This window comes from Pantoea sp. S62, assembly GCF_016658625.1.
GTDB classification, from domain to species: Bacteria; Pseudomonadota; Gammaproteobacteria; order Enterobacterales; family Enterobacteriaceae; genus Pantoea; species Pantoea vagans.
On sequence record NZ_JACVVI010000028.1, the window covers coordinates 1 to 20,990 of the forward strand.

Annotated in this window: 18 protein-coding genes; 6 read left to right on the plus strand and 12 right to left on the minus strand. The window is 55.5% G+C overall.

Going from position 1 to position 20,990, the window contains the following annotated elements; genetic code table 11:
- Together IBT54_RS23880 and IBT54_RS23885 are read right to left on the minus strand one after the other, a co-directional pair.
- On the minus strand, nt 1–1,472 hold a 1,472-nt coding region (locus IBT54_RS23880), incomplete at its 3' end, for an Ig-like domain-containing protein (protein ID WP_236263689.1).
- A gap of 1,170 nt (nt 1,473–2,642) precedes the next feature.
- A complete protein-coding gene (locus IBT54_RS23885) occupies nt 2,643–3,311 on the minus strand; it encodes a YecA family protein (RefSeq protein ID WP_033781757.1) in 669 nt (222 codons plus the stop codon).
- 235 nt (nt 3,312–3,546) lie between these two features.
- On the opposite strand from IBT54_RS23885, the gene IBT54_RS23890 reads away from it, so the two are divergent.
- Entirely contained in the window at nt 3,547–4,794 is a 1,248-nt protein-coding gene (locus IBT54_RS23890; protein ID WP_201253216.1) for a serine hydrolase, read from the plus strand.
- Between the two features lie 125 nt (nt 4,795–4,919).
- Nucleotides 4,920–5,435, plus strand: coding sequence for an RcnB family protein (locus tag IBT54_RS23895; protein ID WP_013356658.1), 516 nt, complete (start codon nt 4,920–4,922; stop codon nt 5,433–5,435).
- 46 nt (nt 5,436–5,481) lie between these two features.
- On the opposite strand, the gene IBT54_RS23900 is transcribed toward IBT54_RS23895, so the two are convergent.
- The 4 genes from IBT54_RS23900 to IBT54_RS23915 are packed head-to-tail and all read right to left on the minus strand — an operon-like array spanning nt 5,482 to nt 9,038.
- Nucleotides 5,482–6,594 (minus strand): FAD-binding oxidoreductase, encoded by a 1,113-nt coding sequence (locus IBT54_RS23900; RefSeq protein ID WP_201253217.1) that lies wholly within the window; start codon nt 6,592–6,594, stop codon nt 5,482–5,484.
- A 19-nt stretch (nt 6,595–6,613) separates the two neighbouring features.
- Nucleotides 6,614–7,366 carry an amino acid ABC transporter ATP-binding protein gene (locus tag IBT54_RS23905; RefSeq protein ID WP_201253218.1) on the minus strand — a complete coding sequence of 251 codons (753 nt, stop codon included), beginning with the start codon at nt 7,364–7,366 and terminating at the stop codon, nt 6,614–6,616.
- Nucleotides 7,359–8,165: an amino acid ABC transporter permease gene (locus IBT54_RS23910; RefSeq protein WP_033781763.1), complete on the minus strand. Its 807-nt coding sequence runs from the start codon at nt 8,163–8,165 to the stop codon at nt 7,359–7,361. The genes IBT54_RS23905 and IBT54_RS23910 overlap by 8 nt, the downstream gene beginning before the upstream one ends.
- A gap of 60 nt (nt 8,166–8,225) precedes the next feature.
- Entirely contained in the window at nt 8,226–9,038 is an 813-nt protein-coding gene (locus IBT54_RS23915; protein ID WP_110331320.1) for an ABC transporter substrate-binding protein, read from the minus strand.
- 193 nt (nt 9,039–9,231) lie between these two features.
- Here IBT54_RS23915 and IBT54_RS23920 point away from each other — a divergent pair, with 193 nt between their 5' ends.
- On the plus strand, nt 9,232–10,317 hold the full coding sequence (locus tag IBT54_RS23920) for a LacI family DNA-binding transcriptional regulator (RefSeq protein ID WP_201253219.1): 1,086 nt from the start codon (nt 9,232–9,234) through the stop codon (nt 10,315–10,317).
- 5 nt (nt 10,318–10,322) lie between these two features.
- Here the strand turns inward: IBT54_RS23920 and IBT54_RS23925 are convergent, their stop codons facing one another.
- Entirely contained in the window at nt 10,323–11,771 is a 1,449-nt protein-coding gene (locus IBT54_RS23925) for a PLP-dependent aminotransferase family protein (RefSeq protein ID WP_201253221.1), read from the minus strand.
- A gap of 100 nt (nt 11,772–11,871) precedes the next feature.
- Between IBT54_RS23925 and IBT54_RS23930 the strand changes: the two genes are divergently transcribed.
- Nucleotides 11,872–12,585, plus strand: coding sequence for a GNAT family N-acetyltransferase (locus IBT54_RS23930; protein ID WP_013356665.1), 714 nt, complete (start codon nt 11,872–11,874; stop codon nt 12,583–12,585).
- Nucleotides 12,586–12,598: 13 nt separating this feature from the next.
- Here the strand turns inward: IBT54_RS23930 and IBT54_RS23935 are convergent, their stop codons facing one another.
- The 3 genes from IBT54_RS23935 to IBT54_RS23945 all read right to left on the minus strand — a co-directional run bounded on the left by IBT54_RS23935 (nt 12,599) and on the right by IBT54_RS23945 (nt 16,423).
- Entirely contained in the window at nt 12,599–13,315 is a 717-nt protein-coding gene (locus IBT54_RS23935) for a hypothetical protein (RefSeq protein WP_147789362.1), read from the minus strand.
- A gap of 216 nt (nt 13,316–13,531) precedes the next feature.
- Nucleotides 13,532–15,823, minus strand: a complete 2,292-nt coding sequence (gene opgB / locus IBT54_RS23940) for a phosphatidylglycerol--membrane-oligosaccharide glycerophosphotransferase (protein WP_013356668.1) — start codon at nt 15,821–15,823, stop codon at nt 13,532–13,534.
- Between the two features lie 210 nt (nt 15,824–16,033).
- On the minus strand, nt 16,034–16,423 hold the full coding sequence (locus IBT54_RS23945; protein WP_013356669.1) for a tautomerase family protein: 390 nt from the start codon (nt 16,421–16,423) through the stop codon (nt 16,034–16,036).
- A gap of 102 nt (nt 16,424–16,525) precedes the next feature.
- On the opposite strand from IBT54_RS23945, the gene IBT54_RS23950 reads away from it, so the two are divergent.
- Nucleotides 16,526–17,443, plus strand: a complete 918-nt coding sequence (locus IBT54_RS23950; protein ID WP_013356670.1) for a LysR family transcriptional regulator — start codon at nt 16,526–16,528, stop codon at nt 17,441–17,443.
- Here IBT54_RS23950 and IBT54_RS23955 read toward each other — a convergent pair.
- Nucleotides 17,420–18,433 carry a glycosyltransferase family 32 protein gene (locus IBT54_RS23955; RefSeq protein ID WP_013356671.1) on the minus strand — a complete coding sequence of 338 codons (1,014 nt, stop codon included), beginning with the start codon at nt 18,431–18,433 and terminating at the stop codon, nt 17,420–17,422. The genes IBT54_RS23950 and IBT54_RS23955 overlap by 24 nt on opposite strands.
- 504 nt (nt 18,434–18,937) lie before the next feature.
- Between IBT54_RS23955 and IBT54_RS23960 the strand changes: the two genes are divergently transcribed.
- On the plus strand, nt 18,938–19,903 hold the full coding sequence (locus tag IBT54_RS23960) for a WD40 repeat domain-containing protein (RefSeq protein ID WP_201253220.1): 966 nt from the start codon (nt 18,938–18,940) through the stop codon (nt 19,901–19,903).
- Here IBT54_RS23960 and IBT54_RS23965 read toward each other — a convergent pair.
- Nucleotides 19,885–20,439, minus strand: coding sequence for a histidine phosphatase family protein (locus IBT54_RS23965; protein ID WP_033781772.1), 555 nt, complete (start codon nt 20,437–20,439; stop codon nt 19,885–19,887). The genes IBT54_RS23960 and IBT54_RS23965 overlap by 19 nt on opposite strands.
- Nucleotides 20,440–20,990: the final 551 nt, after the last annotated feature.

Sequence of the window (20,990 nt, forward strand, 5' to 3'; positions counted from 1 at the left end):
GGCGTGCTGTCGCTGGTGCTTGCGCCGTCGGCGACCGGGTTACCGGCATCATCGGTCATGCCCGGCGTTGTGGCGCTGGTGTCGACGGTGATATTCACGGTGTCGCTGACCGCGTTACCGTTCGCATCGGTGCCGTCAACGACCAGCGCGTGCTCGCCGTCGGCCAGCGGTGCATCCGGCGTGAAGGTCCAGCTGCCGTCCGCATCGACGGTGGCGGTGCCGAGGTCGGTGTCGCCGTCGGAGATTACCACGGTGGAGCCGGGCTGCATGCCGCCGCCGTTAATGGTAGGGGTGCTGTCGCTGGTGCTTGCGCCGTCGGCGACCGGGTTACCGGCATCGTCGGTCAGGCCCGGCACGGTGGCGCTGGTGTCGACGGTCACGTTCACGGTGTCGTTCACCGCGTTGCCGTTCGCGTCGGTGCCGTCAACGACCAGGGCGTGCTCGCCGTCAGCAAGCGGGGCGTCAGGTGTGAAGGTCCAGTTGCCGTCCGCGTCCACGGTGGCGGTGCCGATTTCAGCATCGCCGTCAGAGACGGTCACGGTAGAGCCGGGCTGCATGCCGCCGCCGCCAATCGTTGGCGTGCTGTCGCTGGTGCTTGCGCCGTCGGCGACCGGGTTACCGGCATCATCGGTCATGCCCGGCGTTGTGGCGCTGGTGTCGATGATGACGTCGACGGTGCTGCTGCTGGCGTTGCCGTTCGCGTCGGTACCGTCAACGACCAGCGCGTGCTCGCCGTCGGCCAGCGGTGCATCCGGTGTGAAGGTCCAGTTGCCGTCCGCGTCAACGGTGGCGGTGCCGAGGTCGGTGTCGCCGTCGGAGACGGTCACGGTGGAGCCGGGCTGCATGCCGCTGCCTCCGATGGTCGGCGTGCTGTCGCTAGTGGCAGATCCGTCCGCCACCGGGTTACCGGCGTCGTCGACGAGAGAGGGCGTTTTGGCAGGAATAACGCTGGCAGCACTATTGTCTTCACCGGTTGCTGCAGAGTTATCTTCATTCGCTGCTACAGAGTTGTTATTTCTTGAACCCCCACTGCCACCAGAGTTTGACGCTGCAGCCACACCAATCAATGCAGCAAGACCACCTAAAACACCTCCCGCTACGTAGACATTGTCCGCTATAAGAGGATCCGTCGAGGTCGAAACAAGTTCATATACGCTATTCGTCGCATCATAGTCATACGCGTAGATTACACCGTCCGAACCAGAGGCTGTCATGACCGGCATTTCTTCTGCGCTGATGTTTTGCAGGATGATGTCATACTGCTCACCCGTGACATCATCCACCAGCTTGAATTTCATCTGGCCATTCGCTTTTGACGCAATGATCTTCTGGGGAGGCCGTCCATCAACACTGTGAACTTCATAGGACGCAGCCTGTGGCATGGACTCCAATGCCAGCGACTTTCCAGGTTGTAAAGCATGTGTAGCAATAACATTGCCCTGAGTATCTTTAATAATTAATTGTATTTTCATTTTTCACCAATAGTGTTGAAATGAATCTGGCGATTAAAAAACAGCCAGACACTGCTGTGTTATGTTCATAAAAAATTTAAAACAGTGAGTTAACCTCCAGATGGCAGTAAGTCATGACCCGATAACGCGGTGTAATAAAAATGAATAAAAATATATTTTTTATCTTAACGCTTAATAATCAGTGTTATTTGACACTCTGTTTAATAATGCTGATCGGTCTTTTCTAAGCTCTGCTATAGGGTTGGTTGTTTATTGCCATAGCAAGGCTTTAACCTGTTTCATGACCTGGCACTTATCTGAGTGGATAGATAAGTGTTTATCACTTTCATCACTTCTGTCTGATAGAGAGATGGACGATTTAGTTAGTTCATCAACGTTAATCTGCATTCTTACAAATAAAATGATGAAAGGGAATTTACATACTCTCATCCACACGCTGTAGAGAAGAAAACTAACTTGAGGTTCCCAGGCAGGATAAAATTATTTAGTATGGATTTTTTACGATTTTAAACTCCAAAAAAAACTAATCAGACATTGCGTGCCGGATTTTTTTGTCAATCTTGTGTAAATGTATTTAATAAAATGCTATCAGCGCAGAAATGATTTCCGTTGATTTTTCCTGGGATTAACTACTAATAATATCAGTAAGTTATATGTAATCTCCCGGTCTGGTTGACTGTTTTCATTATAAATTTAAACGTAGAAAATACGATTAGAGTTAATGTTATTTTAACAAAAAATAATCGTGCGTTATTATATGGCAATAAATAAAGCTCTTTCATATTTAGCATTAAATGCACTTTTCAAAATCAGCTAATTGATAACAGCAATAGATTGCAATTTTATAACTTTTGTTAAAATAAAGATGTATATCTATCAAAGCTTGTAGTGAGTGTTAAACCCGTGCAGGCTATATCTCATGTGAAGTTAATGATGAGTTTTTAAAGCAAAATTTCACTTTTTTAACTAAGCAGCATGAAACCTGTTAACTTTTATTCCTAATCGGGAATGATGCTTATTACAGACGGTAAAAATCGCGCTTACCTCAGTGATAAGTCTGTTGTTGCTCAGGGCATGCACTGTCTAATCGGGGAAAGTAACGGATAGATAATCTGGCGAGACCTGCCGGGCGGTAGTAACACCCGGCAGATGATGGGGCTAATCAGTCAATCAATGCAGACAGCACTGCTTATATTTTTTGCCGCTGCCGCACGGGCAGGGATCGTTGCGACCAGGCAGTTTCTCAGCTGAGACAGGTTTCTGTGGCACGGGGATGGCTTCCGGCTGGGAAATCCAGTGATCGTGCAGCGCCAGCGCAGCAGGGCGAATCGCCTCAATGCTGGCTTCCATCTCGTCCGGCGTCATGGCGTCAATCTTTTCGAGGTTCTCTTCCACACCGTGCAGGGCGATAGCGTCCAGCGCAGGCTGCAGATCGGCAGGCAGGGCAGACCAGTCAGTCAGCGCGACACCGCGCATATAGCCGAAGCACCACTCTTCCACCACGGTAAACTCCAGACCTTCCATCTCGCGGATGCCAAACAGCGGTTCGAACTGCTCCGGGAATTCAGATAAGCGATCGGCCACATCATTCATATGCTGGAAGCAGAGCGACATAAAGCGCGTCATTTCACGCTCGTTGCTCCATTTTGGAATCTGCTTCTCGCCACCCCACAGCGCCACCAGCCACTGGCTGGGTTCGACGGTGACAGGGCCGGAGAGGACAGCAGTCAGCAGGCCATCCAGTTCGGAGACATCAATAATCGACGCTTCGCTGCCATATTTTTCCAGCATATCTTCCAGCCATTGCAGCTCTTTTTCGGACAGTGGGCCTTCTTTCATGCGGTTGCCTCCCGGGCATATCAAATTTCAGCGCGGCGTTAAGCCTCAAAACCGCAGCAGTGTACACCCTTGTGGGCTGCAACACAGCTAACCAGGGCAGTACGCAGTGGCTAAACCGTGTTTAACACCACTTTAACCCCATTATGCAGGCGATAGCCCGCAGCACTTTATGGTACATTTTTGCGCTATATCTGGCCTGCTGCGTATCAAAGAAAATTAACCTGATGATTATTAAATGAAAAATGGATTTTCCGGCAGGCAGGCTGTGGCCGTACACCTCACACGGATGGCTTCTGCCAGCCAGTGGATGAGCAGATTAACAACGCGATGCATCCCCTCCGTGATCTTCCTGCTAGCAGGCTGCGGTACCCTGTCGCAAACCTCCGCGCCGGTGGGCGACCGTGTTTATCTGACGCACGCTACCTTTCGCCAAAATGTCGATGACATCGTGCAGCACTACATGCAGCAGAAGCAGGTTCCCGGTATCAGCATTGCGGTGATTCATCACGGCGGTCCGACACGTTATTACCCGTTTGGCGTCACCGATCGGGTGCATCGCTACCCGATCACGCCCGATACCCTGTTTGCGCTGGGATCGCTGAGTAAAGGCGTGACGGCAGAAGTGATCATCCAGCTGGTTGATCAGGGTAAGCTGCGCTGGAGCGATACTCTGGCCGATCTTTTGCCACAGGACGTTCACCTCAGCGCTGACGCGCGGCGCATCACGCTGCTGCAGCTGGTGACGCACACCTCCGGTCTGCCGCGTCAGGATATGGATCTGCCGATGCTGCTGCAGTTCGTTCGTTATCTGGACACGGGGGAGAACTTCTATGGCAATCTCGACAGCGACAAACTGCTGAGTTATCTGGCGGATTTCTCAGTACCTTCGGTACGCATGCCGCACTACTCCAATCTCGGCTATGCGCTGCTCGGCTTTATCGTGCGCACCCGTTTTCATCAGGACATTCAGATGCTCGCGTCACAGCTCATCTTCACGCCGTTAAAGATGAATCAGAGCAGCTTTGAACCGGAGCGGCTGAAGGGTTATCCGCTGCGTGCGCTGGGTCATGCCGGCGATCAGCCGAAATTTATCCGCCGTGGTACGCTGACGCCCGACTGGCATTTTCACGGCAATATGGTGGCAGCGGCCAGTCTTTACAGTAATGCGCGCGATCTGAGTGCTTATCTGCGCGCGCATCTTGATGCGACCGGTGATACGGCATGGGATCGGGCTTTTGCGGCGGTGAACCGGCCGTGGTATCAGCAGGGGGCGCAGGCGCAGAATATCGCCTGGGTTACCGACACCATCGAAGGGCAGCAAATCACTTATCAGGTGGGCTATATTGGCGGCTACGCCAGTTTTATCGGCTACGATAAACGTCACGGCAATGCGATCGTGGTGCTACAGAACGGCTTTAACTGGAGCAACTATTTAGGCATTGCGTTGTTGGTCGATCTGGCAACTCAGGATAAAGTGGTCTGATCCGTTACCTGGCCTGTGTGCAGTAAAGCGAACCGCGCTGTTTTCCCTGCACATAGCATCAGCACAATGGAACTGAAGTGCGATAAACTTTAGCCTGACTGTCAAAATTCAACGTGGAAATCATTATGCGCAGGACTCAACGTGTACTTTTATCAATGGGATTACTGGTTGGCTCGCTGAGCCTGATCCCCGCTGTACAGGCTGCTGGCGAAGCAACGGACACCGTTCCGCCACCGCCGCAGATCCAGCCCGCTAATCCTGATGCTCAGCCCGCGACGCCAGATACCGGCACCGCTCAGCCGGATGCCGGTGCGGCGCAAAACCAGGCACCGACCAGCTCACAGTCTAATGATGGTATTACGCCGACTACGCCAAACACGCCGTCAACGGTCAATGGTGCGCGCCCTAATTACGATCTCAGCACCATCATCATTGACTACAAACAGTACAACATCGGTGACATCGTGCCAGAGAAGTACACCGATAAAACTTTCACCATCACCGAGTGGCAAAAGCGTAATCTGCCTGCACCGCAGGAAAATACCCACTGGGCGTATATCAACGCCAACTACATTCTGATTACCAATGACACCGGCAAAATCGTCATGGGTAAATCGGGTGATATCTTCTTCCGTGGCTGATTCCGTGGCTAAATAAAATCAGCCGGTCGTGATGACCGGCTTTTTTTTAGCTGAAACGCTCTGCACCAAAGCCTGCCAGCATCGGGTGCTTTTCACCGCTTACGATCTCCTCCGCGAGTAATTCCCCGACAATCAGCGCCAGGGTTGCGCCGGAATGCGTGAACGCGACATAACAGCCCGGCACCTTTTGCAGTTGTCCCAGCACCGGATCGCCATCGCCCGGAATCGGCTTCAGGCCAATCTTCCAGCTCTGAACGCTGAGCGGCTCATCACCCCGTAACAGCCTGCTCGCTTCATCTGCCAGCTTTACCACGACCTGCTCATCAATATGATACTCACCGCCGGGCAGCAGCCGGATATCCTCTTCGTACCAGTCATGATCCAGCGCATAGCGGTTACCCGGATTGGGACGTATGGCGGCGCGGGGCGTGTTCAGCACCGATTTCAACTCATGGCTACCCGGTTCCGTGATAACCAGCATGGAGACCGGCGATCCGTTGGGAATCGTCACGCCAAGCGGTGCAACCACATCTGGTGTCCAGGGACCACAGGCGACCACCACCGCATCTGCCCGCAGTTCACCCTGTTCACTGAGGATGCCACAGGCGCGGCCCTGCTCGGTGAGCACGCTGGCTTTACCGGCATGCTCTATCACTTCACCCCCGCGCGCCCGGAACTGATTCACCAGATAATCGGTCAGGTGCGGCAGGCTGACCCAGCCTTCGCCGGGATTGAATATCGCCTGCGACGGCAGCGCGTCGGGGTCGATGGCTGCATCCGCCTGCGCCACGTTATCCGCGGTCATAAGTTGTGAGTCGTAGCCGTGGGCTTTCTCATAGGCATGCCGCGCCTGGGTTCCGGCTGCATCGTCTTTAAACCAGCAGACCCCGCCATCAAAACGCAGCCAGTCGAGGTCAGGATGTTGAGCAAACAGGGTGCGATAGCGATCAATGCCCGCCATGCGCAGCGCGTGGTAGGGCAGGGAGCGCTCACCCGCTGAGTTGAGCCACGACAGTGAACGTCCCGATGCGCCGGAACAGAGCGCCGCTTCGGTCACGAGCGTCACTGCCGCACCCCGTTTGGTCAGCTCCAGCGCCGTCGACACACCGATCACGCCACCGCCCAGTACCACCACTTTCAATTCAGTTTTTAACGCCATTATCAGGTTCCTTGCTCAGTTACAGCACTTCAGAGAGAAAACGTTGCAGTCGCGGCGACTGCGGTGCATCAAAAATGGCGCCCGGCGGTCCGGCTTCAACAATCTCGCCTTCATCCATAAACACCACCTGATCTGCCACTTTGCGTGCAAAACCCATTTCATGGGTCACCACGACCATCGTCATGCCGCGACGGCAGAGATCCGCCATCAGCGTCAGGACACCTTTCACCAGTTCGGGATCGAGCGCGGAGGTCGCCTCGTCAAACAGCATCACCTCGGGATCCATCGCCAGCGCGCGGGCAATCGCGACCCGCTGCTGCTGGCCGCCGGAGAGATCGCGTGGCCGGTGATCGGCACGTTGGCCCAGGCCCACCTCTTCCAGCCGCTGACGCGCAATCGCCATCGCCTGTGATTTGGGCAGGCCTTTGACCCGCCACGGGGCCAGCGCCACGTTCTCCAGCGCGCTGTGATCGGGGAAGAGGTTGAAATGCTGAAACACCATGCCAATCCGCAGCCGCAGCGCATCAGGCTTGTCGTGCAGCACCGATCGGTCAGCCAGCAGGACATCCCCGGACTGCGGCTCATGCAGCCGGTTGATGCCGCGCAGCAGCGTCGATTTACCCGAGCCGGATGGCCCGATAATGCAGGTGGTACTACCTGGCGCGACCCGCAGCGAGACCTTACGCAGCACCTCGATCGGGCCATAGGCCAGCGTCAGATCGCGCAGCTCCAGGCTGGCGCCGTGCCAGCTCGCGCCGTTCAGGTTATTCATGGGTGCCTCCGATTCGGGGTTGCGTGACCAGTGAAACGCCGGGCGCTCTGACTTCATCCACCTCTTTTAAGCCGCTTTTCGGTGCCGTCAGGCGACGGCGGCCGGTGCGATAGCGCACATCGACATAGTTGACCATGTGCGTCAGCGGCACGGTGATGATCAGATAGAACAGCCCGGCCAGCATCAGGGGCGAGAGGTTGCCGGTGAGCACCGCCGCATCCTGACCCACGCGAAACAGCTCCCGCTGCTGGGTCATCAGGCCCAGCAGGTAGACCAGCGAGGAATCTTTGATGATGGCGATGAACTGGTTAACGATGGCGGGCAGCACGCGGCGAATCCCCTGTGGGATCACTACCAGTCGCATTGCCCGGCCATAGCTCATCCCCAGCGCCCGGCAGGCCTCCATCTGGCCGCGCTCCACGCTCTGAATCCCCGCGCGGAAAATCTCGCCCATATAGGCGCTTGCGATCAGGCTGAGGGCGAAGATTCCCAGCGGATAGGGCGTTGGACCGAACAGCTGATAGCTGAAGCGCGCCAGGCCCTGACCAATCAGTAGAATGGTCAGAATCGAAGGCAGCCCGCGAAACAGATCGGTATAGAGCCGGGCCGGCAGGCGCAGCCAGCGTGAGGGCGAAATGCCCATCAGCGCCAGCAGCAGCCCAAACAGCGTGCCGAGCAGCGTGGCCGCCAGCGAGATAATCACCGTGTTGACCAGCCCGGTGGTCAGCATCTGCGGCAGCACTTCCATCATTGATGGAAAATCAAAGAAGGTGCGGGAAAGAATTGTGAGCAGGTCCATCGCCGTCTCCATGCAGGGCGGGGTTTCCCCGGTTAACTCAGGACGCGAACGTCCGCCTCTTTACTGCCCGCCAGGCAGATACTGTTTTGGCATCGGCGATCCGGGAAACCACTTCTCGTAAAGTCGTTTCCAGGTGCCATCCTGCATCGCGGCTTTGATGGCACCGTCCAGCGCGGCCTTAAAGGCGGGTTTGCCTTTGGCAATGGCAATGCCAGCCGGTGCATCAAACGAGGGAATGTCGGCGGCAGAGACCAGTTTGAAGCGTTCGGCGTAGCTTTTTGCCGCCTCGTAGTCCAGGAAGATGGCGTCGAGCGTGCCGTTGTTGAGCGCGGAGACGGCGCTGTTGTTATCCGGGAAGCGCACCAGGTCCGTCTGTGGGAAGTGTTCGACGGCATAGCTCTCCTGCAGCGTGCCCTGAACGACACCGAGCCGGTGTTTTGCCAGGCTGGCGACATCCTTCACGCCGCTGTCAGATCGGGTGAGAACGGTGAGAAATCCCGCCAGATAACCCGTCGAAAAATCGACCGTCTTTTCCCGCGCAGGCGTGATGCCGATAGCCGCCACCGCCGCGTCATACTGACCGTTAGCCACGGCCGGCATGATCGCCGAGAAGTCCTGACCAATAAAATCGACCTTATCGATCCCGATACGGTGGGCGACATCCCGGAAGAACTCGACGTCAAAGCCGGTGAACTGACCGCTGGCATCCGTGAAGGTGTACGGTTTGGAGTCGCCGACGCTGGCGACGCGAAGCTGACCGGGTTCGATCAGCCCATAAGGATTGTTGTCGCTGGCAGCCAGCGTACAGAATGAAAGTGAACAGAGTGCGAGGGCGGTGCCGAGCAGTGTGCCCAGGGTGGTTTGCGATTTCATAGCTCATCCGTTTTTGCAGGTTTAAACATCAGAGACTGTTGAGCCAGCAATTATAATTGAGACCGGTCTCAACGCAGGTGGCACCTTAAGACGTGGGCATTGTGAGACCGGTCTCAAGGGGTTACAATGAGTTTAAGCACAGCCTTTTTTCGGCGTCAATATTCCTGTCATCAACCTGTGATTCAAAATAATTATGACAAGTCAGAAACGACAATCGAAAGCGCCTACCGTGGCGGATGTGGCACGTGCAGCAAACGTCTCTAAAGCTCAGGCGGCGCGTGCGCTGGGAGGCTATGGGGCGGTCAGTGATGAGGTGCAGGAACGGGTCAGCAGCGCAGCCTCTGCGCTGGGCTACCGTCCGAATGCCCTGGCCCGCAGCATGAATACCGGGCGTTCTAATACCATCGGTGTGATTGTCGGCGATATCGAAAATCCTCACTTTGGCCTTGCGCTGCGCGGGATGGCCGATGTGGCACGCACGGCGGGTTACCATCTGCTGCTCAGTAACAGCGATGAGAAACTGCAGGCTGAGCAGGATGCAGTGCGGGTGATGCTGGAAAAGCAGGTCGACGGCATTATCGTTGCGCCATGCTGTTCGGAGCACCAGCACAACAGCCATCTGACGCAGGTACTGGAAGAGGGCAGAGCGCTGAAATTATTTGATCGCGCAGTGACTGACCTTGATGTGGAAGCAATCTGCTGCGAATTTACTGACGTCGCTGAACAGGCGACTACCCGATTGCTGGAGGCAGGTCATCGTCATATCGCCTATGTCACCAGCATGGCGCTGGCAACCGACTACAGCACGCCGGGCGATTTTGGCCTGACGCCAGTCGCCCAGCGCGTTGGCGGCATGATGCAGGCCTTTGCTGCCGCGGGCGTGGCGTTTGATCCAACGCTGGTGAAAGTGAACGCGCTGGATGAAGCGGAGATTGCCCGTATTGTGGCTGAGCTGTGGCAGCGTCCGCAGCCGCCTACGGCGCTGGTGGCCTCAGACAGCGTGGTCGCGATGTGGCTGCTGCGGGAAGTCACGCAGCGCGGACTGCGCATCCCTGCCGATCTCTCCTTTGTGATGTATGACAATTTTCCGTGGAGTGAGATTGTCACGCCGCCGCTGACGGTGGTAGCGCAACCGGTGTATGAGATGGGCCGGGAGGCCGCACGACGCCTGATTTCGGAGATACGCGGCGAAGCCGTCGGGCCGATGCCGCGCTTTGATGCCCGCCTGATGATTCGTCAGTCGATTGCTGCGCCGGCCAGCCTGGTCAGCGCGGAATGATTAGGTCATCCGGGCCAGCCGAGCAGGCGACTTAGCTGGCGCATAGCTGCGGTAATTTGCGTGTCGCTGCAATTACCATAGCCAATAACCAGCCCCTGCTTCACCGGTTCGCGCAGACAGAAGGTCGAGAGAGCCGTGGGCGCGTAGCCCGCCTGGAGCAGTGTGCGGGTAATAGTGACGTCATCCCGATGAGGATCGAGTGGCAGCACCAGATGCATACCGCTGTTGCCACCCAGCAACGGAATCGCCTGACCTGCAGCGCGCTGCAGTTCGGTTCGCAGCCATGCCTGTCGCTGACGATAGAGACGACGCATTTTGCCCAGATGTCGGCGATAATCACCACTGAGAATAAAACGCGCCAGCGCCTGTTGTTCCAGCCGGTTTCCGCCGCGCAGGATTTGATGCAGTGCCGGTCGCAGACGCCTGACCAGCGGCGCGGGCAGCACCATAAAACCGATGCGCAGCGCGGGGAATAGCGTCTTGCTGAATGAGCCGAGATAGATAACCGGAGCATTATCGGTCATGCCCTGCATCGCCATTACAGGTTCGCCGTGGTAATGGAAGTCGCCATCATAATCATCTTCAATAATCCAGGCCTGGTGCTGCTGCGCAGCCGCAATCAGCGCCAGACGCCGGGCCGCGCTCATGACGACGCCGGTGGGATACTGATGGGTAGGCGTGGTATAAATCAGACGGGGTGGAGCCTGTTTCCAGTGTTCCGGCTCGGGGGCCATTCCCTGGTCATCGGTGCGGATCGGGACAACGTTAAGTTCTCCGGCCTGCAGAGCCGATTTGGCATTACGATAACCCGGTTCTTCAATCCAGCCATAATCGCCCGGATTACTCAGCAGGGCGACGCACAGCGTTAACGCCTGCTGCACACCTTCAGTAATCACAATCTGTCCGGGGTCACAACGTACACCGCGCGTGATACGCAACTGTTGCGCCAGTACGGCACGCAGTTCTGCTTCACCAAAGGGATCGCCATAGCCGAGCAGCGACGGTGGCGGGTGACTCATTACCTGACTCAGCGCCCGGCGCCAGGCCGCCATCGGAAAATGGTTCAGGGCAGGTATGCCGGGTCGCAGCGGCAATGAGCCGGTGTCGATCCACTGGCTTTGGTGAAAAGCTTCAATCCGTTTTGCCAGCGGCCAGCGGGCTAGCGTGTCGTCATCCGCCTGCCCGGCAGGCAAAGCCAGTGAGCTGACGCGGCTGCCCTGTCGATCGCTCATCAGATAGCCCTCAGCCTGCAGTTGGGTCCAGACGTTAAGCACGGTATTCCGCGACACCTGCAGCTCAACTGCCAGTTGCCGCGTAGACGGTAACATCGCGCCAGCGGCAAGCTGCCCTTGCAAAATGCCCTGTTTTATCCGCTGATAAAGTTGCTGCTGCAGCGTGGTCCCGGCGGCGGATATCAATGGTGCCAGCAGCAAAGGGGAGATCTCTGGCTTCATAGTCGGGTCCCGTGGATCTATCATTTTTCCTGATTGTGGTACTTTTTAACCCACCATGATAGTGGCAATCTGTGGATATCATCTGCAGCCGGGAGGCGATATGTCACAACACCTGAATCAATTCGGTCAGCCGGTCGGCCAGCCTTTACCAGACTGGCAACCCCGTCCTTTGCCCCAGCATCAGGTTTTCACCGGCGAGTCATGTCGGCTGGAGCCGTTCAGTGCAGCACGGCATGGTGATGCACTGTATGAGGCCTGGTCACTGGCTGAAGATGGGCGTGACTGGACTTACCTGCCTGTTGGGCCCTTTACCGGGCACAATGCGTGGCAGGACCATGCAGCACAACTTGAAGCCAGCCGCGATCCGCTACATTTCGCCGTCATCGATCTGGCTACGGAGCAGGCGGTGGGCAGCCTTTCATTAATGCGCATCCAGCCTGAACATGGCGTAGTGGAAGTCGGGCATGTCACGTTTTCGCCCCGGCTGAAGCAGACCCGCATGGCGACGGAAGCGCATTTTCTGCTGATGCGTTACGCTTTTGAAACGCTGGGCTATCGCCGCTATGAATGGAAATGTGATAGCTGTAATGGGCCTTCCCGTAAGGCCGCGGCCCGTCTCGGTTTCCGTTATGAGGGGGATTTCCGCCAGGCAATCGTTTACAAAGGCCGTTCTCGTGACACCAGCTGGTTCTCGATTATCGATAGCGAATGGCCGCAGGTGAAAAAGGGCTTTCAGCGATGGCTGGCGGAGGATAACTTTACCGCCGACGGTCAGCAGCGAGAGAAGCTGGAAGCACTACGCGACAGACCCTGATTGGGTAGTGGGCTCACAGTAGAATATCTTTCAGGACCGCTGCCAGCAGGGTGGTGGTCATGAGGATAGATAACCGTTTGATCCAGCGCATATCAGTGCTCAGTGTCACAACGTCATTTCTCAGACTGTCGACAGCGCCCGTTAATCGGAAATTCATTTCACTGAGCATCGCTTCCATCTTATCCACTTTGATTTCCAGGTGATTAAAACGGATGGCCAGCTTGTCGGTTTTTCTTTCAACATGGCAAAGCCGTTCGTCGATCTGATTAACTTTTATGGTGAGATGCCCAAGCCGCTCGTCGATCTGATTAACTTTTATAGTGAGGTGCCCGAGCCGCTCGTCGATCTGATTAACCTTTGTAGTGAGATGCCCGAGCCGCTCGTCAATCTGATCTACTTTCGTCGTAAGCTTGCCGAGTCGATTGTCCATCTGGTCAACTTTCATCGTAAGCTTGCCGAGCCGATCGTCCATCTGGTCGACTTTGGTCGTAAGTTTGCCGAGTCGATCGTCTGTCTGTTCGGCTTTTGTCTGAAGCTGGCCGATCCGGACGTCAATATGTTTGGCTTTGGTCTGAATCTGACCGAGCTGCTTCCCGACCTGTGCGCCTGGCTGCCTCTGCTGCATATCGGTAAACACCTCCACCATCGCCTCCGCTTGCTGATCGTCGATCCCCGCCTGTTGCAGCGCTTTAAAGGCTTTGTGGGTACTCATCATTGTGATGAGTCTCACGACACCTCCCTGTGTACTTCGGCGATAACCGCATTATGACAGGCAAAAAGCGTATCACCACTCAGTCGGTTATATTTTGCGCGCCTTGCCGAAAAATATCAATTAGTACAACAGGTAACGTGCAGAGGAGTGCGGGTTGGCTCGCAACAGGAAGTCGATGACAGGATGAGGCGCCTCTGCGGTAATCCGCAGAGGCGGGAGAAGAAAAAACGGGTCTTAAGGCTGTGGTACGATTTTAATTTCAACCATGCCGATGCCCAGTTTGCGCGGATCCTGACCTGTGATATTGCCGGTGTTACTCAGCTGCGGCTCAGGGGGGGCAATGACCAGTTGATGGCTGGCGCCTGGATTGTCGAAATGCAGGGTATGCGTCGATACCTCTTCGCCCAGCGACAGCAGTTGCTGCTGATCGCCCACCCGAACCGGGATCGCGCGATGTGCGTTGGGGCCATACGCGCGTGCGGTAATGACCAGATCAAACTTAGCCGGGAGTGCATCGACATAATCGATATGCACTTCTGGCGCGAGATTGGCGTTTGACCAGCGCCCCCAGCTCTCTGGCCGTGAGATGCCGCTGAAGCTTTTAATCGTTTCCGGCGCGCCGGGCACATCAAGCCGGAAGCTGTCAGCGCTATAGCGAATGTTATTATCTTCAATGCGGATCTGCGCCAGGTTCTGCTGGTAACGTGCCTCGCTGACAGCGCCGTCCGGGAACTGCACTTTGCCTTTCCACTGCGGTTTGTCGACATGTGTCACGGTTGGCGTGCCGCCGAGCTGCCCCATCGCCACACAGAGATCGCCGGAAAGAGCCAGCGAAGGCTGCCAGAGTCGCGCCATTTTAAAACAGCGATCCACCCAGAGGAATTTATCGGCTGAAGCGAAATCGGCCAGCTGATAGCGCAGCGGGGCCGAATATTCCCCTTCCGGCATCGGCTCAACATGCTTATCGCTGATGCGGAACAGAATCGGCAGTTTAAAGGTGGTGCCTGAGAAGCTGAAGGTATTCTTCGCCTGATCCACCGTGAAGCTGTCTATCTTCTTCGGGAAGTTCCAGAGCTGGATGATGTCGGGTTTCCAGCTCGCCACCTTACTCTTCATGTCGTCGAACTGGGTGGAGAGCGAAAGAGAAGAAAGGCTGCTGCGGCCCAGGCCAATCGCGTTATCGCCGCCGAGAATATCCAGCAGCGTCGCGCCATTATCCAGCGTGCTGCGCTTCGCCTCCATCAGCTCCGCCTGCGGTTTATCACCCCGGATCACCATGAACAGATTGCGACGTGGCTGTTTGACCAGCCACGGATGCGCCGTGTTGTTCATGGCCAGATGATCGGAGCTCACCACAATCACGGTGTTTTTAAACCACGGCGACGCTTTGATGCGTGTGATCAGCCGCGCCACATGTTCCTGCGAGCAGGCGACCGCGCTGAAGGACTGATTCGGTTTGCCATCAATGCTATAGCTCCTGCGATCGCAGCTGCGTGAGATAAACCCGTCCGGGTGATGCGTATCAACGGTCAGCGTAAACAGTGCGAAAGGTTTACCGGCCTGCGAGAGTTCCTGATACTTCTCAAAGACTTCATCTAGCACCGTATCGTCGTAATAACCCCAGTTATTGCGATAAGCAGGATCGGCAACGCGGCTTTTCAGCTCCTGCGAACCATAAAGATTTTTGGGGTCGAAACCGTGCGATTTCAGGAAGACATCTTTACCGGCAAAACGCAGATCGGCACCCTGAATAAACCAGTTCTGGTAGCCGGAGTTTTTCAGGATGTCGCCCAGACAGACGTTTTGCGGATAGAAGCTGGAGAGCGATGCCGACGCATTACCATCAAACGGCGCAAACAGCGGAATGCCGCACTGTGAGGCGACCATGCCTGCAATGGTGTAGTCGGTGCCGGGTAACTGTTCGGTTTCGCTGAAGTCGATACTCTGCTCTTTCTGCCGGCTCAGCTCAGGCGCCAGGCCAGGAAAGGCGATGGGGTCGAAATAGGTGCGCTCTAAGCTTTCACCATAGATGTAAACCACGTTAAGGCGCGGCTGTTCAATGCGATTACGCGGCACTTTATAGAAGTTGTCGAAGTCAGAGTCCGCCATCTGGGTATGCGACACGATGAGCGTCGCGACCTGGCGAAAGGCCGGGGTGGTCTGCACCGAACCGAGCGCGCAGGCGGCAGCCAGCAGTGACCAGCCCATGTGATGGGGACGCTTACGCCGACGCAGAATCCACGACAGCAGGCAGAACAGCAGGAACAGCACAATAATCAGCCCAATCGCGGGCACCACATATTTACTGACACCCGCGCCGGTCAGGCTGTTAGTCAGCGTATAGAGCACCGCATCGTTGATGCCGTCACCGGTAAAATAGTTGCTGGCATAAAGGGTGGCGTTCAGGACAACGAAAAGCACCAGCATGATAAGAACAAGAATAAACCAGAATTTGTTACGCCCGGCTTTACAGGAATAGATTGCAATAGCGGCCAGAAACAGCACGACGGAGACCAATTCGGACAACGGTAAATCCTCTCTCTACAGGGTTGCACGAGGCTTCACGCAACCGGCCACCTTCGGGGGATAGTTTTTCGACAATCTATATTGGCTGTCATCCGGCTGCAACATATCCGGCCCGATTTGTGCGGTGGAGAGCAGATTGGTTCAGAAGTGAGGTTTTCAGGCGTGACGGTGGCTGGCGCACCGTCAGCAGAGCAGAAGTCAGGACGTTTTTCAGAGTTTGCCGGTGAGGTATTGCGCTTCTCCGTCGGCAAAACTCCAGTCACCTTTGTCATTGGTGATAAAGCTGATCATTAAATCGTTGCCCTGCACGCCACAGTGCTCACGCAGCTCACGCGCCAGCTCCGCCATAAAATGTTGCTTCTGTTCACGACTGCGTGGGCTGGTATAAACCCGCACCATCACCAGATTATCGCTGCGGCTGAATCCCAGGCCGGTATCCTGAAACACCATCTGATAGCGCTTGTTTTCCTGAACAATCTGATAACGATCCCGTTCAGGCACTTTAAAGGCTGTCAGCACGGCACGGTGCGCCGCATCCAGCAGTGTACGCAGCTCTGATTCTGAACGACCCTGAATAACATCGAATTGCAGCAGTGGCATGGTGAATTCCTCATCGTGATTAATGAGCCTATGGTGACCCCTTTATCCGGCGGGAAAAAGCGCGTAGCCTGAAATGATTATTCACTATAATGAACAATCGCAATGAAAGAGATGAAAACGGATACGCTGTGGGATCATCTTCACTGGCTGACCGTACTGGCTGAGCAGGGCAGCTTTACCCGCGCGGCGGAGCGGCTGGACGTCAGCAAAGCTGCGATGAGTCAGAAAATCAAAGAGCTGGAGCAGATAGCCGGTGTACTGCTGGTACAGCGTACCACGCGCAGCGTACGACTGACATCAGCGGGTGAGAAGCTGGTGGAGGAGTTGCGCGAGCCTTTTGCCCGCATCGAACAGAGTTTTTTCAGCGTGCGTGATACCGCCGGGCCAGTGCGTGGTCTGGTGCGTATTACCGCGCCGGTAGCGTTTGCCCGGCAGCAGCTGGTGCCGATTATTGGTGAGTTTCTGCGTGACTATCCGCAGCTGCGTCTGCAGCTGGATGTGACCGACCGCATTGTGTCGCTGAGCAGTGAGGGGTTTGATCTGGCCATCCGGCACAGTGACACGCTGCCGGAAACCCATGTGGCGCTGCCGCTGTGTGATACGCAGACAGTGTTGGTGGCCTCACCTGCCTATCTTAACCAACAGGGTATACCGAACACGCCGCAGGATCTGATGCAGCATAACTGCCTTTACTATCCGCGTGGTGTTGAATCACCGCGCTGGCGGTTTGTAACCGCAGCGGATGGTGAAGAGGTGCAGGTGCGGATTCAGGGCTGCTTTGCCACTAACAACAGTGAGTCGATACGTGATGCCGCTCTGCAGGGACTGGGAATCGCGATGCTGCCCGACTTCAGCGCCCGTGAAGCGCTGGCCGCAGGCTCTTTGCAGCAGGTGTTACCTGAGTGGCAGCCGGTGGAGGCCTTTGCCGCCCGCCTGTGGATCGTTCGACCCTGGGCGGCGCAGGTACCCCGCGCGGTCACCACTTTTACGCAGTGGCTACGCGCGCGCTTTGACCGTTGATGGCAATGCCAGCGCAGATGATGGGGTGTGCATCATCTCGCCAATCAGGCTGCTGCGGTTATACAAACCCAGTCGCAGATTGAAGTCGAGATGCAGTCGCTCGTTGCCGGTTAATTTGATAATCGGTGGTGGTGTCTCTGGCCGCTGCTGAAACATCACAGACTGCGCAAACGCGCTGCTGCTGTCGGCATGCAGGCGCTGATAGTACCAGGCGCTGGCTTCACCTTTACGCAGATAAAGATTAGCCCGCCGGTATTCGCGCATCGCGACCTGCTGCGCCAGCGACAGAAGCTGGCGTGACGGATTATCTACATTTTGCACAATCAGCGGAAAATCATCACGCTTCTTAAGCTCATGGAAATAGTTGCGGATACCGACGTTTTTAACCGGTGCCAGCTGTTTCAGCCATTCGCGAATAAAGGCATTCTGCGGCGGCGCGGCAATAAACCAGCTCTCGGTGACCGGCGCAAGCAAGTTTAGCGTTGATTGCTCGCGATAGTAGCCGATGAGATCCATTGGCCGCGCATGGTGAACGCGATGCACCCAGGCAAGATTTTCAAACAGCAGGGTGCTGCAGTCGATGCCAATACCGCCATAGCGGTGAATCAGCTCAAGCCGGATGATTTCACTTTTATGTGCCAGCGTTAGATCGGAAGAGATAAAGCTGAGTTCGGGCAGCCACTGCGACAGAGTGCGCTGCGTGACCAGATAAACCTGGTGGTCGGGGTTGTCCCGCCGGATTTTACTGATATTCAGCGCCATTGACGTCGGCAGCTGATCGTTATGCCAGACCATCCAGACAATCTTTGGAATCTCGGGCAGATCTTTCTGCTGAGCAATCAATACGACATTATCTTCCTGTCCCGGATCATATTCCGGTGCCTGACAGAGGCTCTGCTGTTTCTTATTCCATAACATCTGGCTACTGAACGATATTCTTTTCCAGTTACGCCAGAGTTTATGCGCTGGACGTTGGCGATGTGAAGTCATGGTACACCTGTTATTTTTATTTTCCCGCTATAGTGCAGGCTCTGCCCGTTGTGCCTGAGGCGTGAACGGGCGGCATTGCATACTGAGTGCAATCCCGATGAGTGCGGGAATTAATGAATAGTTTTCCCTGGTGGCGACGCAGTGCGGGAGCGCGCGATAGTTTCCTCACGGCTTTTTAATTGCACTGCACCTTTTTAATAAAACATTATTTACACATTAGCTATGTCTTTTTTTGACTTTAGGATAATACGGAAATAATCCGGTCACCTTAATGGAATAATAATATCGCCACTGTTAATCAGTTATTTAAATGTGGCGGAACGCATAACTAAGGAATGTCTGAATATTATGCTAAGCCTTTGGCTTCTCTCAGGGCCCGGACCTCAGAAACAGTGAGTATTGCGCTTAACGTGTGGCGTAAGCCCGGCTCAACAATTTGCGGAATCGGACAGCCTGAAGAGGATTGTCTACGCTTAAGAAGAACTTACTGAGAAAGGAGCGCGCATGCAGAGTGAATCCTATGGTTTACTGGCGGTTGATAAGCAGGGCAATCGCGTCCTGTTTCTTAACCCGGAAACCTTCGCGGTCGAGCGCGAGCTGAACGCTTTTCCACCGCGGCCGCATGAACTCCTGATGCTGGCACCCTGGGGTAAAGCGTATGTGCCTATCTATGGTGACGGTGTTCATGGCAATAACCCGCATCCGGGTCACAAAGTGGCGATCATTGATTTGCAGCGTCGTGAGATCAGCGGCTTTATCGATCTGTCGCCGTTGCGAGCACCACACAGCGGGCAACTGGGCCGCGATGGCAAAGTCTATCTCTGCTGTGAGCAGAGCGCCGCCGTAGCCGTAATCGATCCGCAGACCGACAAAGTGGAAAAGATCATCCCGATTCCTTCTCACAACGCGCATCGCCTGACGCTGTCACCCAGCGGCCGCAAACTGTTCACCGATAACGAAGAGGATGCGACCATCACCGTCGTGGATCTCTGTGAAGCAGAGGGACGGGTGATTGATACGATTCTGCTGCCGGGCCCGATTGCGGGTATCGCCGCCTCACCAAAACACCCTTATCTGGTCGCCAGCGCAGCAGATGCGCCGTTGCTCTATGTGATCGACCGACAGAGCCACCGTATTCGCCAGCGCATTACGCTGCCGGGTCATCAGCAGCCCTGCCAGGTGGTTCGCTTCAGCGCCGATGGCGAACAGCTGGTGGCGATTGGCGATCAAGAACCGCTGGTAACGCTGTTTGACGACCTGCTGAATCCGCTGGGCGATATCAGCGTGGGAAACATGCCGATGGATGGCTGCTTCACGCCAGACAGGCAACAGCTGCTGATTGCGAATCAGGATGACGGCACGCTGAGTGTGATCGATCTGGCGCAGCGTAAAGTGATTGCCACACCGCGTGTCGGAACGGGCTGTGAGGTGCTGGGCTATTTTCCGATGGGTCAGATAAACGGACGATGATAGATCGCAGAACTCCAGTGGCGGCTGCTGGCATGTTTCTCTGCCTGCCAGCCGCGTTTACGTAATTCTCGCGCAATCATCTTGTTCATGATGCCGTGGCCCAGCAGCAGCACCGTGCCACGCCGTGAGTGCTCGATCAGCTTCTCTGCCGCCGCCGAGGCCCGGCTGCGCGCATGTTGCAGCGACTCCGCTTCACCCGCATAACCGCAGAACCACAACAGCCGCAGTAAGGCCAGCCAGCAGATTGTCGGCAGTTGAAAATCCCCCGTTCGCAGCAGCGGTACGGCGACTTCGCTGTAGAGCGCATCAATCTCATGAGGCTGCAGGCCAAGCTGGCTCAGAGAAGATTGCGCGCGGGGCAGGGGACTGCAGACAATAATTGCGGCCTGACGAGCAATCTTAATACTGCGCGGTGGCGGTCCGTCACTGACTCCGGACTGATCGTAAGCTTCGCACCAGTCTGCCAGTGCCTGCACGCTCTGGCGACCCGCTGCCTGGTGGTCAGGTTTACCGTGTCGCATCAGAATAATGGTCATAACACCTCTGTCAGGCTTTTTTTCAGGGTAACGCATTGTCTGCGCTTGCCGCGATTTTTCAGAATAAAGATGAAGTGTCATCTGCAGGTAATCCGGGTGTGCGACAACAGAACCCGATGAAAGGATTTTAGCCCCGCTTATAACGCTTAATGATTAGAGAAAATGCTAACTTACCGCGCAGAGTGATTTTTTATTGTGCGATATAGTGGAGTTAACTGGCTGAATTTGCGCTGAAAATGTGTGATGACGCAATGTGATAGTGAAGTTTTACTAACAATTTGCGCCGGGATCTCTTGATTTATCTACGCGCGTAGATACACTAGGTCCCCAGTGATTGCTCACGGTGCGATGCACAGTAGGCTCCATTGATTGTTAAGTTACATTCGCTCAGTTTAAGCGACCGGTGAAAAATACATCGGCGAAACGGGGCGAAGAACAAGATTCCAACACCAGGGAATCCTTTAACCTTTCATCATGGTTAGTCAACTGAACGTCGCCACCGGGGGAATTCCGCTTTCATCAGGGAATCGACCCATGGACGGGCGTTTATC